Genomic DNA, 13,977 nt, shown 5'->3' with positions numbered 1-13,977 from the left:
CACAGCCATGGCCGCAGCAGCAACCGAGGTCGCCGTCGGGTATGTCTCGATCGTGCCCTCGGCTCGCGGATATGCCGCGGAGCTACAGCAGCAGATCGCCCGGCCGACGGCTCAGGTCGGCGAGCAGGTCGGGCAGCAGGCGGGGCAGGCGACGAGCCGGGGCATGCTGTCCAGCCTCGGCAGCGGGCTGAAAGCAGGACTCGGTCTCGTCGCGGCCGCGGGCGGTGTCCTGTTTGCCGCGGGTTTCAGTGAGGCGGTCGCACAGGAACAGTCGGGCGCGAAGCTCGCGGCGCAGCTCGGGCTCAACACGAAGGACGCGGCGAAGTACGGGAAGATCGCGGGCGACGTCTACGCCACGGGCTACGGGCAGTCGGTCGACGAGGTCAACACCGCGCTCGCGCAGCTCACGCAGAACGGCATCATCGCTGCCAAGGCACCGAAGAAGGACGTCGAGGCGCTCACCAAATCGGCGCTGGGGCTCGCCGAGGCGTTCGGCACGGACGTCGGCGCGGCTGCTCGGGCGGCCGGGCAGCTCGTCAAAACGGGGTTGGCGCGGAACTCGCGCGAAGCGTTCGACCTGATCACGCGCGGATTCCAGACCGGCGCCGACAAGAGCGAGGATTTCCTCGACACCCTGAACGAGTACGGCGTCCAGTTCAAAGCCCTCGGGCTGACCGGGTCGCAGTCGATCGGGCTGCTCACGCAGGGCCTCAAGGCCGGCGCCCGAGATGGCGACCTGGTCGCGGACGCCCTCAAGGAATTCACGATCCGGGCGACGGACGGATCGAAAGCCAGCGCCGAGGGGTTCAAGGCCCTCGGGCTGTCCGGCGAGAAGATGACTGCCATCTTCGCCAAGGGCGGACCGGGCGCTGCGAAGGGCCTCGACCTGGTCCTCGACCGGCTGCGGGCAATCCCCGATCCGGCCACCCGGTCGCAGACCGCAGTCACGCTGTTCGGTACGCAGGCCGAAGACCTCAACAAGGCATTGTTCGCGCTCGATCCGTCGAAGGCGGTCGGTGCGATCGGCGCGGTCGGCGGTGCTGCCGACCGCATGGGCAAGACGCTGCACGGCACGTCGACGATGTCGATCGAGGTGTTCCGCCGGGCGTTCATGCAGGGGCTCGTGCGGGTCATCACGACGTACGTGCTCCCCGCGGTCGTCGCGGTCGGCACGTTCCTGAACACGTACGTGCTGCCGGTCGTGCAGACCGTCGGCGCCGCCGTGCTGTCGGTGCTCGTTCCTGCGATCACCGCAGTCGCGGGCGCGTTCATGGCGGGTGCCCGGTGGGTGCGCGAGTACGGGGCGTGGCTGCTGCCACTCGCCGTGGCTGTGGCCGGTCTGACGATCACGCTGAACGCGTCGGCGATCGCGACGGCTGCCGTCACCGCGGTGTTCAGCCTCTATCGCGGGGTGCTGATCGCGGCGGCCGCAGTGACGCGCGGGTACGCGATCGCGCAGGGGCTGCTCAACGCCGTGATGAACGCGAACCCGATCGGGCTGATCATCACGGCGCTTGCCGCTCTCGGGACGTTGCTCGTCGTCGCTTACCAGCGCTCCGACACTTTCCGGGCGATCGTGCAGGCTGCCTGGGCGGGCATCCAAGTCGCCGCAAGTTGGGCATGGAACAACGTCCTGAAACCCGCGCTCGACGGTTTCATGGTCGGGCTGCGGGCGGTCGGCGCCGTCGCGTCGTGGCTCTGGTCGACGATTTTGTCGCCCGTGTTCGGGTTCATCGGCACGGCCGCGCGGGTGCTGTTCGCGATCCTCGCGACAATCCTGATCACTCCAGCCGTCATTCTATTCCGGGCGCTCGGCGCAATTGCATCGTGGCTCTGGGCCAATGCCATAGGACCGGCCTTTCGGGCAATAGGCGCAATTGCTCTCTGGCTCTGGAATAACGGAATCAAACCCGCATTCGCCCAATTGCAGCTCGTATTCCGTGCCCTCGGCGTACTGGCGTCGTGGCTCTGGCAGAACGCAATTCAACCCGCGTTCCGTGGAATAGCGGCCGTAGCGTCATGGCTCTGGAACAATGCAATCAAACCCGTGTTCTCTCTGCTCAGCACAGGCGTGCGCGCTCTCGGAGCCGTAGGAATGTGGCTCTGGCACAACGCGATCGCTCCAGCATTCCGGGGGATCGGCGCCGTCGCGTCTTGGCTCTGGTCGAATGCACTGAAGCCCGTTTTCGATAAGGGTAAAGCGGCGGTCGCGCTATTCGGTGCTGCTTTCTCGCTCGCAAAGGACGCGATCGGTAAGGCCTGGAAGCAGGTGCAGGGAATCGCGGCCAAGCCGGTGAATTTCATCATCGAGTGGGTGTACACGAAAGGCATCAAAGCCGTCTGGGATAAAGTCGCCGGTTTCGTAGGACTCGGTAAATTGCCTGCTGCACCGAAGCTACTCGCCGCAGGCGGCACCGTCGGCCCCGGTTGGGGACCGGCATCCCCGATGGTGACGAATAGGCCGACGGCGATCGTCGGCGAGGGCAATCCGAATCACCCGGAGTTCGTGATCCCGACCGACCCGAAGTATCGGGGTCGCGCACTGTCGTTGTGGCAGGCGGCAGGGTCTCAGCTTATGGCCGACGGCGGGATCATCGGCGACATCTGGGGCGGCATCAAGGGTGCGGCGAGCAAGGTCGGAAGCGTCGTCATGTCGGGCGTGGACTTCCTGTCGGACCCGTCGAAGATGTGGGAGAAGGTCACCGGGTTCATCCGGCGGAAGATCGCCGAGATCGGCTCATCGCCCATGGCGCAGATGCTTGCGAAGGTTCCGTCGAAGATGCTCGGCGGACTGAAGGACAAGATCGTCAAGGTCGCCGGTTCGCTCTTCGGTGGCGGAGGGGGCGGTGGCGGTTCCTGGGCGCGCCCCGTATCGGCCGCTCTCGGCACCCGGTTCGGCGTCCGCGGCAACATGTGGTCGTCCGGCTACCACACCGGCACCGACTTCCCGGCAGCCACCGGGACGGCGGTCCGCGCGGCCGCAAACGGCGTCGTGCAGTCCGCGCTTTCCGGCGGGCCGTACGGCAACCACGTCAGCATCGCGCACGGCGGCGGGCTGTCCTCGCTATACGCGCACCTGTCGTCGATGGGTGTGCAGGCAGGGCAGCGTGTGTTGCGCGGCATGCGCATCGGCGCGGTGGGGGCGACTGGCAACACCACCGGCCCGCACCTGCACTTCGAGGCGCGGCGCGGCGGCCGCACGATCAACCCCGAGGGCTACCTCGGCTACGCAGGCGGCGGCCGGCCGCGGGCGGGTGAGGTCGCGTGGGTCGGCGAGCAAGGGGCCGAGCTCGTGCGGTTCGGGCCCGGGTCGCAGGTGTTCGACCACGAGACGTCGCTGCGAATGGCGGGCGCCGGCGCTGCGGCGGCGGGCCCGGTGCCGAGTAGCTCCCGCCGTTCGGGACTGCGTGCGGCAAGCAGCGGCAGCTCGTCGAGCGAGCCGCGGCAGATGGTGTTGCAGGGGCCGCTCTACCTCGAAGGCGGTGAGCTGCTCGGCGTGGTTCGAGGTGTCGTCCGTGAAGCGCAGGGCGAGCTCGTGATGCAGGCACAAGCAGGAAGGAGGACGTGACGTGTCGATCATCCTCGACCCGGACGTACTACCACCGGTGCCGCCCGTCGAGGCGGTGTCGCCGGATGGAATTCTGACCGTCCGACGGGATGACGCGCACGCCGGCGTGTACTTGATCGCCAACTTCAGTGCCGCCTCGACGGTGCCGCAGAAGGTGCGGTTCGTGAGGGTCGGCGCCGATGGCATCGAGGTGCCCGTGCGCGGCGGTGATCTCGCGTGGTCACCGGGCGGTGTCGCCGTGGCGTACGACCACGAGTCGCCGCTCGGGCTCGCCGCTTCCTGGTTCGCCTATCCGGTGTCATGGGCGGGCGTGGTCGGCGCCCGCTCGGCGGGGGTGTCGGTGACCGTGTCCGAGCCCGAGCCGACCCGCGACGTGTGGATCAAGAGCATCACCGAGCCGGGGCTGTCGCTGCGGGTGCGGGTGATGGCGTGGCCCACCCTCGAATATGCGGAGCGGCAGGAGCGGTTCGATGTGCTGGGCTCGTCGGCCCCGGTGATGCGGGTCGACCCGTGGTCGCTGCCGACCTCGGCGGCTCAGATCGAGACGACCACGCTCGCCGAGCGCCTGGCGCTCCGGGAGTTGCTCACTGTGGGGACGACGGTGCTCGTACAGACCCGGCAGGAGTACGGGCGTGAGGACGCGTATTGGGTGCCCGGCAAGCTGTCCGAGCAGATGGCCGGGGACGCCGGCGACCCGCACCGCACATGGGATGTCCCCATGACCGCAGTGGCCCGGCCGCCGACGATCGACACGCCTCTGCGGATCCCCGGGAGGTCGTATGACGACAGCACCGTGCTGTGGCCCACGTACGCGGACCGTACGGCCACCGGCCAGACCTACCAGGACGTAACGACCGGGGGGTGATGGGCACGTGTGGTCGGTCTCCCGGCGGTGGGATCCCGCGCTGCGGCATACCCACCGGCTGAAAGCGCGGGCGACGGTCCTGCCCCCGGCTGGCGCCCCGTTCGTGGCCCCGCTGCTGTCGTGGTCGGTGACGGCGGATCGTACGGCGAACGTCCGCCGCACGATGCAGGCCGTGTTCGCCCCAGGGGCGCGGCGCGGGTTGGACGGCGTCACCGTGCAGGGCACTTACGTGCAGCTCGACGTCGGCATTGACTACCTCGACGGCAGCGAAGAGCTCATCCCGCAGGGCCGGTTCAGGCTCGACGAAGAGGACGCGGCATTGCCGGTCGGCGGTATCTCCGTCAAGGGCTACGGCCGCGAGAAAGCGGTGATCGACGACAAGTTCCTGATCCCTCGCACCGAACGCAACAGCTCGGCGCTCGACCTGATCGAGGCGCTGCTGCTCGAAAGCGTCCCCACCGCTACCGTCCTGCGCCGCTCGACCCGCGACGCCGTGGTGTCGGTGACGACGTGGGAGCGGGAGCGGTGGGAGGCCATCGACGGCACCGACGCGTCGCTCGCCCGGTCGGTCGGGGTCGAGGTGTGGGCCGACGGCACCGGCCAGTTCGTCATCAGCCGCGTGCCGACGCTGTCGGACCCACCGGTGTGGACGGTCGACACCGGGGACGGCGGTGCGCTCATCACCGCGGCCGCTTCGACGTCCACCGCTGGGCTGTACAACATCGTCGTAGCGATCGGCGACGCGTCCAACGGGTCGACGCCGATCGGCCCCGTCATCGTCCAGGACGCCGACCCCACCTCGCCGACCCGGGTCTCAGGGCCGATGGGGCGCCGCCCGCGGCACTACTCGTCTCCGCTGCTGCGGACCGCTGCGCAGGCGGACACGGCGGCGCGGTCGCTGCTTTCGAACTCGCTCGGTCTCTCGGCCGGGCTGTCGTTCTCGGCACTCCCGAACCCGGCGTTGGAACCGGGCGACGTCGTGCGGGTCGTCCCCGACGACCGCCCTGCCGAGCTTCACATCATCGACAAACTCACCCTCTCGTCGACTGGGGCAATGCAGTGCGAGACCCGGTCGACGCGAGCCGACGACGGGACGTGAGATGGCCGAGTTGATCGACGCGCTGCTGCCGTCCGCGAGCAATCCGACGCCGGGCTCGGCGAAGGTCGCCGCGGTGCTCCCCGACGGCACGGTCGAAATCACCGTCGCAGGCGCCGCGGTCCCTGCTGCCTGCCTGGTCGCTTACACCGACCGCACCGTCGGCGACATCGTCTTCGTGATCCCGGTGCGGGGCGGATACGTCGTGGTCGGCAAGTTCACCCCCGCCCCGTAGGAAGGACTCTCATGCCAGTCACACCCGTTGGTGGCGCCCCCTACCCGTCCGGTGCCGACGCCGACATTGTGCCCGCCGACATCATGGCGCTCGCGGTGTGGACGTCGGTTCGGGTGCCCACCCCATTCGCCAACGCAGCGGCGCGTGACGCTGCGCTTCCTGCCCCTGCGCAGGGCACGCTCGCGTGGCTCACCACCCCCGGGGCGTACACGGTGCGCACCGCCACCGGGTGGCGGACGCTGTGGAGCCAACTTGCATGGACCGACGTCGTACTCGCGTCCGGGTACGAGACGTACGGCACCGTCCCGGCGGCCGCCGTCGAGGGCGGGCTGTTCATCACCCTCAAGGGCGGCATCCAACGCAGCAGCGAAGGCGCACAGATCACGTCGAACGCCACCCTCGGCACGATCCCTTCCTCGCTCGGAACTCCGCTGTCGGGTGACTACCCGATCGCCACTCAGTGGACCGGGTCCCCGGTCGGCCGCCTGTACGTCGGCGCCGACCGGTCGGTGCGCTACATCGGCGAGCCCACCACGTGGGTGTCCCTGAACGGCGTCCGCGTCCCCCTGAACTGAGAGGCACCCAATGCGGTACGAGTACGGGTCGGACGGCGGCAGCGTCGTCACCGACAGCGCCGGCAACATCCTGTCCGGCCGACCGGGCACCGTGTGGACTGCCCGCACGGGCGGGTCGCAGGTGACCGACATCCTCACCCTGGGCGGGGCGGCGACCGGCGGCACCGTGACAACGGACAGCACCGGGCGCCTCGCGTGGCAGGGGCCCGACGGGGTCACGTCGACTCTGTGGTGGGACTCCGGCGGCGCCCGGTGGGCGGTCCTGCCGACCGAGCCGGACCGGGTCGCACGAGCCATGGTCGACGAGTACGGGGTGCCATCGTCCGCGATCGGGTCACCGGGCGGGATCGCGTCGCTCGACGGCGGCGGGAAGGTCCCGGCGGGTCAGCTGCCGGACCTCGGTGCGTCGTATCTGCCTCGGCCGGCCGGTGGGCAGGCGGGCGACTCGCTGCTGCGTGGGGCGGGGACGTCGGTCTACTGGGGGCGTGTCTCCGCGGGGACGATTGCCCCGTGGGCGGGACTCGACTCACTGACCGCACCCCGCTGGTTCGCTCACCGCGGCGCGGCGTTGATGGCCCCGGAGAACAGTCTCGAATCGTTCCGGATGAGTGCAGCCCTGAACGCAGATGCGATCGAGATCGACGTGTACAAGGTGAGCGACGGCGGTCTGTTCGTGATGCACGACACCACGATGGATAGGACCAGCAACCTCACCGGCACCACCTCGGCACTGACGACCCCGGCCGCCCTGCGCGGTCGCATCGACGCAGGCACCTGGTTCGCCAACACCTGGCCATCCGACCTGCGGATCCCGCTCTTCTCGGACGTCCTCGCCGACATCGGCGGCACCATCCCGATGATCGTGCACTGCAACAACAGCGGCAGTGGCGCGGCTGCGGTCGCCGAGATCCTCCGCCAGGAGCTCGCCGACTCGGTGCTCATCATGGCGTGGACCGAGGCCGAGCTCGTCGCCGCCCGCGCGGCCGGCATCCCGTCCGTACTTCTCGACGTCGACGGCGTGCTGTCAGGGCAGACCTACGCTGGTCTGATCGCAGCAGGGACGCAGTACCTCGGCGTCGACCACAGCCAGACCACGAACGCCACGATCACCGCCGCGGCGGCGGCCGGGCTGCGGGTCCTGGTCTACACCGTCAACCGCCGCAGCGCGGTCGCGGCATTGCCTGCCACCGGGGTGTGGGCGGTGATCAGCGATGACCCGTGGTACGTCCGCGGGGCGCAGTCGCTGCGGACGACGGACAATTTCGCCGCAGGGACGTTCCTGCACGGCATGCCCGGCATCGCTGACGTCCCTGACTACAGAGGCTTTTGGCAGCTCGGTACGCCGTCCTGGTGGGGGCTGGACGCCTCGGGGTCGGGGCAGGCGGACATCCTCGCGAACGGCGGGTACGTGTCTGTTCTGCACGGCTACCTCGGGCCGCTCCCGGCCGCGTTCACGATCGACTATGACTTCGTGCTTGACGTGTCCGACTACGCCTCGGCATCCCACCAACTCACGCTCAGCGTCGGCGACCGGCAGTTCGACGACAACGGCGGCGGCGCGGCGAATCCGAGCGCGTACAACGTGCTCGTGCGGACGAACGGCACGATCGACGTCTACTCGGTGGCAGCCGGTGTACCGACCAACATCGGCACGGTGGCGACCGCGGCGATCACCCCGGGCACAACGCAGCACCTGCGGGTGCAGGTGACGGCTACGCAGATCATCGTCACTCGGACGAACATCACCGCGCCGAACTCGGTGACGATCACGAACTCGACGTACCGGGGCGGGATGTACCCGCACCTCGGCGTGCGAGACACGAAGACCCGGTGGTCGGCGCTCGCCGTCACCTGATCCCCAGCAGCACAACCGCGCAGCCCCGAGCCGATCCCGGCCGGGGCTTTCTGCATGGAGGCACCATGACAATCGTTCGGCGCTCCACATGGGGCGCCCCTGCTACGTCCGCGGCGGCGCTCATCGCTTCGACCCGGGGCGTGAAGGTTCACTACCTGGGCACGGCCTACACGAGCCGGTCTCACGACCGGTGCGACGACTACGTGCGCGACGTCCGAGCCTCGCACCTGGCGAACAAGACCGAGGGGTACGCCGATGTCGCGTACAACATGCTCGTCTGCGAGCACGGCACTGTGTATGAGGGGCGGGGCGCGCACCGTCGGACCGGCGCCAACGGCACCGCGACGCTGAACAGTCAGCACTACAGCGTGTGTGCACTGCTCGGCTCGTCTGGGCTCACGCAGCCGACGGACGCCATGCTGCATGGCATCCGGGACGCGATCGACTACCTGCGCGCCGAGGGCGATGCGGGCGACGAGATCAAGGGGCACCGCGACGGGTATGCCACTGCCTGCCCTGGTGGCCCGCTGTACGCGTGGGTGCAGGAGGGGGCGCCCCGGCCGGGCGGCACTACACCGCCGAGCCCCTCGTACGAGCCGTTCCCGGGCGCGTCGTTCTTCAAGGTCGGCCGCCGATCGGCAGTCATCACAGCCATGGGGCGGCGGCTCGTTGCCGAGGGCTGCGGCCGTTACGCGCAGGGGCCCGGCCCGAAGTGGACCGACGCCGACCGTCAGTCGTACGCCGCGTGGCAGCGCCGGTGCGGCTACTCCGGGGCGGCCGCCGACGGCATCCCCGGCCCGACCACGTGGGCGCGGCTGCGCGTCCCGAATGTCTGAGAGGAACTCCCATGGAACCGATCCACTTCGACGGTGAGGCCATCGTCAAGACCACCGCGGCGTACGCCCGCGATCTCGCCGAGCGCACCGCGGCAACGTTCGTCGTCGCCGCATCCGGTGTCGCCATCGCGGCCGGCCCTGCGGACATGTTTTCCGCGTCCTTCTGGGAGACGGTCGGGGCGGCCGGCATCGCCGCGGCGGGGTCCCTCGTGAAGGGGATGATCGCCCGGTTCTTCGGCGCCGAGAACAGCGCCAGCCTCGCCAAGGGCGTGTAGTGCAGGCGCCGTTACCCCGCTGACTGACTCTGGGAGGACGTGCACACGTGGACGCTGCGACCCTCGGGGCGATCGGCACCATCGCCGTCGGGCTCGCAGCGGCCACCGCTGCGCTGATCGGACACCGCTCATCGGCACGGGCTACCCACCAGGGCACGCTCATGACTGGATTCGGCGGGCTCATCGACCAGTTGCAGGAGGAACGGAACCTGCTACAGAGCAAGCTCACCGAGGCGTACGTGGAACTCGCCCGCGAACGCGCTGACCGGGCTGCACTGGAAGCGGAGATCGGTCGTCTTCGAACCACGATCGCTCACCTCGAACATCAGATACGCGACCTGGGAGGACGGACCCCGTGAAGACGACGACCAGACCCCGGCGCCGCCGTCATTCCCGAGGGGTGCTTCACCGTCGGTGGCGATCGATCGCGGTCGTCGGGGTCCTCTTGATTCTCTCAGGGGCGGTGGTGCTGGTGTGGGTGAGGATCGAGACGGAGTCGCAGCGGACGGCGCGCGTGGCGGCCGAGGCTGATCGGCGGGGCAACGCGGTGTCTGTGCTGGCTACGGATGTACGGGTGCTGCGCGCGCAGATCACGGCGCGCGGCGGGACCCCGGCGGTCCCGGACCCTGCGGCCGCGGTGGCCGATCTGCCGGACCGGGCCGAGGTGCCGGTGCCGATACCGGGTCCGCCGGGGCCGGCGGGACGGCCGGGTGAGCGTGGCAAGGCGGGCCCGTCCGGGCGGCCGGGTGAACCGGGTCTCCCGATTCCTGGGGCGTCGGGCCAGCCTGGTGCACCAGGCGTGGACGGCAAATCTGTCGTAGGCCCGATTGGTCCTTCGGGGCCCACCGGCCCCGCCGGTCCTACGGGGCCTGCTGGTCCTGCGGGCGAGCGCGGTCCGCAGGGTGAGCCCGGCCGGGACGGGGCGCCGGCCCCGGCGTGCCCAGAGGGTTACTCCCTCCAGCCCCCGCCCGACGACCCGGATGCCCTGGTCTGCCGACGTGGGACTACGCCGCCACCCGACGACACGTCGCCCCCAGCCCCCGGCTTGTACCGCAGGAACCCGTGATCTTCCCCCCTGTCGGGCCTTCGGGCCAGGCAGGGGGCTTTCGTCATGCCCGGGTACTCCGCTGTTCACCGACAGCCCTGGTCTCGCCGGACGCCACAGTCGTACGCTGGCCGTCGGCACACCCGAGATGGGGAGCAGCATGAGCACGGAGCACATCGGCAAGCGCATCCGCGAAGTCCGCAAGATCCGCCAACTGTCCGTTCGGCAGCTCGCGACCATGGTCGCTCTGAGCCCGAGCTCGCTGGAGAAATACGAGTCGGGCGACCGCAACCCACCGCCGGGCGTGATCGCGCAGCTCGCCCGCGCACTGCACGTCGGCCCGGACCGGCTGACCGGGCAGCCGTATTGGTCCGGTGCGGAAGCCGCCGACCAGGTGCAAGCGGTGATCCCCGAGCTGCGCCGGATACTGCTGACCTACGACAACCCCGACGATCTGCTGCTCGCCCCCCGGCCGCTGCCGGTCCTCGCCGCGGAGATGGATCACATCGCGGAGATGCGGCAGAACGGGCAGTACGTCCCCATGGGGCCGCTGCTGCCGGGCCTGCTGTCCGAGCTCACCCACGTCGCGATGCAGTCCCGGGGCGCCGAGCAGCAGCGCGCGTACTGGTGGCTCGCCCGCGGCTACCGCGCGACGAACTCCCTCGCGCACAAGCTCGGGTACCACGACCTCAGCCTCACCGCGATCGAGCGCGTCCGATGGGCAGCCCAGCACTCCGGCGACCCGCTCATGCAGGTCACCGGCGCCTATCTCAAGGCCGGCGCTATGGTCCGTATGGGCACCTACTCGTCGGGGCGCCGCGTCCTCGAATCGCTCGTCGACGAGATCGAGCGGCTCGCCCCCGAGGCGTCGCTGTCCGAGGAACAGATCGCCGTGCAGGGCGCCGTATTCCTGAAGCTCGCGATCCTCGAAGCGCGGGACGGCCGGCCGGAAGCGGCGCAGGCACGGCTCGCCGAGGCCCGCGCGGCGGCGGGGATGCTGGCCCGGGACACCGACCACTACGAGATGTCGTTCGGGCCGACGAACCTGCGGATCCACGAAGTCGCCGCACTGATCGACCTCGGCGACACCGCGCAGGCGCTCGCCCGCCTGCGGGAGTGGGGTTCAGAGCAGGACCGAGACGAGTGGGAATTGCCGACCGGTATCGCCGCGGAGAGGGCGAGCCACCACTACATCGACGTGTCGGCTGCCCGCCTCGCCGAGGGGGACCGGACGGGCGCTCACCGGGATTTGCTGGAGGCTCGGCGGATCTCGCCGAACCACTCCCGCTATCACCCCACGCTGCGGTCGACGGCCGGGACTCTGGCTCGGCTGGACCGGTCGCAAGACGATTCAATCGCGGGGCTCGCCCGGTGGGCAGGCATCGCCTGATCTGTCAAGGCTGGTCACAGAAAATCATCCCCACAAACTGTGGGTAAACAGCGGGCCCCGGCGCGGCACGATCCCCTCACTGATCGCAATGAGGGGATCGTTCCATGTCCACACCGGTATCAGCCGCGACCGCATGGCTCGCGGCGGCAGACCCCGACCCCGACCACGCCGCGCGGTGGCTCGGCTCGACCACCATCGTCGTACTGCCCACCGGCCGATCCTTCGACGCCGTGAAGGTGCCGGAGCACGTCGGCCGCCGGGTACAGAAGGCCGGAGTCGACGGGCCCGTCATCAGTGACCCTGCGGGCCAGACCATGTTCTTTCTCGTGCCCCCCGGTACAGCGAGTAGGTGGGAGCCGACCGGGGACGCCGTGTGCCTGGGGCTGAACAGCTATCTGACTGTGCCCGTCCCCGAGGTCACGGCCGCGCCGGGCCCGCACTGGATACAGCCCCCGGCCGAGGAAGGGCAGCTCGTCGACCCGGCGCTGCTCGCCGACCTGCTGCGCACGGTGGGTGAGGCGTCGTGATCGGGACGAGCACGGGCGCGGACTGGCTTGCCAGCGCGCACGGGACCCCGCCGCAGGTGTGGGCGGAATGGGCAGCCGAGGGGATCGCGCATCTGCCGCTCGGCGTCCGCTTCGACGCGGTCCGTATCCCGGCCGATGTCTTGTATGCGGCGATCATCAACGACACCCCGGCCGGGGTCGCCCCACGGCTGGAAGAGCTGCTCGGCGGACCCGTGATCCAGGACGCGGAACGGTGGTTCTACCCGCTCGTTCCGGTCGGTCGGGCAGACCGCTGGCAGTCACCCGCGGCCAGGTACCTGGGACAAGGCGAATGGCTGCACGTCCCACGGGTTACTCAGCTCGCTCCGCTCGAGGCGTATTGGGCCGTCCCCATGCAGGCGCCCGGCCGCCTCTGCGATCTCCAAGGCGTGGCCGAGCTCGTCGCGGTCGGCGCCGCCCGGCTGTCAGGGGGGTCGTGATGCGGACCGGGACCCCCACGCCCACCACCGCCAGGGCTGGACGCTGGACGCGCCGCCCGACGCCGTGGACCCCCGAGCAACAGGCCGCGCACTCTGCGGCGTATGACGCCTACACAGACCACCTCTGGCCCTGCGATGACTGCGTGGCGAACCGGGAGTGCGCGACCGGCAGGAACCTGCGCCGTGCCTGGCGAGAGGCTGGTCGGTGATGTGGTGCGTCCATGGCGACACGGAACACGAGATCCCCGATACGGGGGAAGCATGCTGCGGGGAGCGTGGAGTAACGCTGATGTGGCACGGCGCTCCCATCACCCCGGACGATCTGCCCCCACCTGCTGCTCCTGCCCCGTCCGAGCCGGAGGAGTAGCGCTCTGCCCCGGCGGTCCGCAGCGCCGACCTCCTGCGGGCCGCCGGTCTATCGGACGAGTTCGGCGAGCGGGACGCCGATCGCATCGGCGATGAGTAGCAGCGTGTCGAGGCGGGCGCCGACGTGGCCCATCTCAATGCTGCTGAGGTTGTGGCGTTCTATCCCGATGCGGAGGGCCACCTGTTCCTGCGTGAGGCCGGCGCCGCGACGGGCCTGACGAATCGCCTCACCGATGGCCCGGCGGCGGGTGAGGACCCACTCGGGCGGATCGGTTCGTGGCACCCGTCCATGGCACCGGTCCAGTCATCGAATGTCTGTACCGTTTACAGTACATCTGCGGCCACACCTGCACTGATCGTTCGTTCACTCGTTCGAGTGATCGTGAGAGTATGACGTTGAAGTATGCACATCGTGAATGTTCAACTGTGTGGACTTGCCCCCAGGAACGGGGCCCCGCCCGCCTTCCCGAACGCCGGAGGCGGGCGTTTCAGCGCCAGGCCACGGGCTGGCCTGATCGGACCGGGAGCCCCACGCCCGCACCCACCCGTAAATGCCCCGGCTCGTAATCAGAGGTAACCGTGACCCCCATCGACCTGACCGAGTCCCAGCACAGCCGAGTCGCTTTCGCCCGCGCCGATCTCGGTGAAGCGCGCGCGGCTGACCTCACCGAGCTCGGAGATCACGGTCTGATCCTGCTGATCGAGCGCATGCGCAACCGGCTCGACGACATGCTCATGCTGATCGACGAGATCTCATCCAGCACGATTTAACGCTGGCTCCAGTCAGGATGTCGCATGAAATTACGTCCTGCACCAGCGGTTCACCGGTAGCCTTTCTAGATGCCGATCGCTCCGGAGCATCTTCACCTCGCATACGAGGGCCCCT

14 protein-coding genes are annotated in these 13,977 nt (G+C 69.5%); 13 read left to right on the top strand and 1 reads right to left on the bottom strand.

Annotated elements, in window-relative coordinates; all coding sequences use genetic code 11:
* Positions 1–7 precede the first annotated feature (7 nt).
* The 12 genes from ACFWVV_RS31895 (at position 8) to ACFWVV_RS31840 (ending at position 12,725) form a co-directional block, all read left to right on the top strand.
* Entirely contained in the window at positions 8–3,568 is a 3,561-nt protein-coding gene (locus ACFWVV_RS31895; protein ID WP_384342998.1) for a peptidoglycan DD-metalloendopeptidase family protein, read from the top strand.
* A 1-nt stretch (position 3,569) separates the two neighbouring features.
* The gene (locus ACFWVV_RS31890) at positions 3,570–4,433 is read left to right on the top strand and encodes a hypothetical protein (RefSeq protein ID WP_384342996.1); all 864 of its coding nucleotides are present in this window, start codon (positions 3,570–3,572) and stop codon (positions 4,431–4,433) included.
* Between the two features lie 7 nt (positions 4,434–4,440).
* On the top strand, positions 4,441–5,532 hold the full coding sequence (locus ACFWVV_RS31885; protein WP_384422863.1) for a DUF5047 domain-containing protein: 1,092 nt from the start codon (positions 4,441–4,443) through the stop codon (positions 5,530–5,532).
* A 1-nt stretch (position 5,533) separates the two neighbouring features.
* Entirely contained in the window at positions 5,534–5,764 is a 231-nt protein-coding gene (locus tag ACFWVV_RS31880) for a hypothetical protein (protein WP_384342992.1), read from the top strand.
* An 11-nt stretch (positions 5,765–5,775) separates the two neighbouring features.
* A complete protein-coding gene (locus ACFWVV_RS31875) occupies positions 5,776–6,339 on the top strand; it encodes a hypothetical protein (protein WP_384342991.1) in 564 nt (187 codons plus the stop codon).
* Between the two features lie 10 nt (positions 6,340–6,349).
* A complete protein-coding gene (locus ACFWVV_RS31870; RefSeq protein WP_384342989.1) occupies positions 6,350–8,194 on the top strand; it encodes a glycerophosphodiester phosphodiesterase in 1,845 nt (614 codons plus the stop codon).
* A 65-nt stretch (positions 8,195–8,259) separates the two neighbouring features.
* Positions 8,260–9,030, top strand: a complete 771-nt coding sequence (locus tag ACFWVV_RS31865; RefSeq protein WP_384342987.1) for a peptidoglycan-binding protein — start codon at positions 8,260–8,262, stop codon at positions 9,028–9,030.
* Between the two features lie 11 nt (positions 9,031–9,041).
* Complete coding sequence (locus tag ACFWVV_RS31860) at positions 9,042–9,305, top strand: hypothetical protein (protein ID WP_384342985.1); 264 nt, start codon at positions 9,042–9,044, stop codon at positions 9,303–9,305.
* A gap of 47 nt (positions 9,306–9,352) precedes the next feature.
* On the top strand, positions 9,353–9,664 hold the full coding sequence (locus tag ACFWVV_RS31855; protein WP_384342983.1) for a hypothetical protein: 312 nt from the start codon (positions 9,353–9,355) through the stop codon (positions 9,662–9,664).
* Between the two features lie 846 nt (positions 9,665–10,510).
* Complete coding sequence (locus ACFWVV_RS31850; protein ID WP_384342981.1) at positions 10,511–11,740, top strand: helix-turn-helix domain-containing protein; 1,230 nt, start codon at positions 10,511–10,513, stop codon at positions 11,738–11,740.
* Between the two features lie 104 nt (positions 11,741–11,844).
* A complete protein-coding gene (locus tag ACFWVV_RS31845; RefSeq protein ID WP_384342979.1) occupies positions 11,845–12,267 on the top strand; it encodes a hypothetical protein in 423 nt (140 codons plus the stop codon).
* Positions 12,264–12,725 carry a hypothetical protein gene (locus ACFWVV_RS31840; protein WP_384342977.1) on the top strand — a complete coding sequence of 154 codons (462 nt, stop codon included), beginning with the start codon at positions 12,264–12,266 and terminating at the stop codon, positions 12,723–12,725. The genes ACFWVV_RS31845 and ACFWVV_RS31840 overlap by 4 nt, the downstream gene beginning before the upstream one ends.
* A gap of 415 nt (positions 12,726–13,140) precedes the next feature.
* Here the strand turns inward: ACFWVV_RS31840 and ACFWVV_RS31835 are convergent, their stop codons facing one another.
* Entirely contained in the window at positions 13,141–13,374 is a 234-nt protein-coding gene (locus ACFWVV_RS31835; protein ID WP_384342976.1) for a helix-turn-helix domain-containing protein, read from the bottom strand.
* Positions 13,375–13,670: 296 nt separating this feature from the next.
* On the opposite strand from ACFWVV_RS31835, the gene ACFWVV_RS31830 reads away from it, so the two are divergent.
* Positions 13,671–13,862 carry a hypothetical protein gene (locus ACFWVV_RS31830; protein ID WP_384342974.1) on the top strand — a complete coding sequence of 64 codons (192 nt, stop codon included), beginning with the start codon at positions 13,671–13,673 and terminating at the stop codon, positions 13,860–13,862.
* The last annotated feature ends 115 nt before the right edge of the window (positions 13,863–13,977 follow it).

It is taken from the genome of Streptomyces sp. NPDC058663 (genome assembly GCF_042716745.1).
GTDB lineage: Bacteria > Actinomycetota > Actinomycetes > Streptomycetales > Streptomycetaceae > Streptomyces.
Note: the sequence above shows the minus strand (reverse complement) of the source record. Positions and strands in the feature narration are given on the sequence as shown.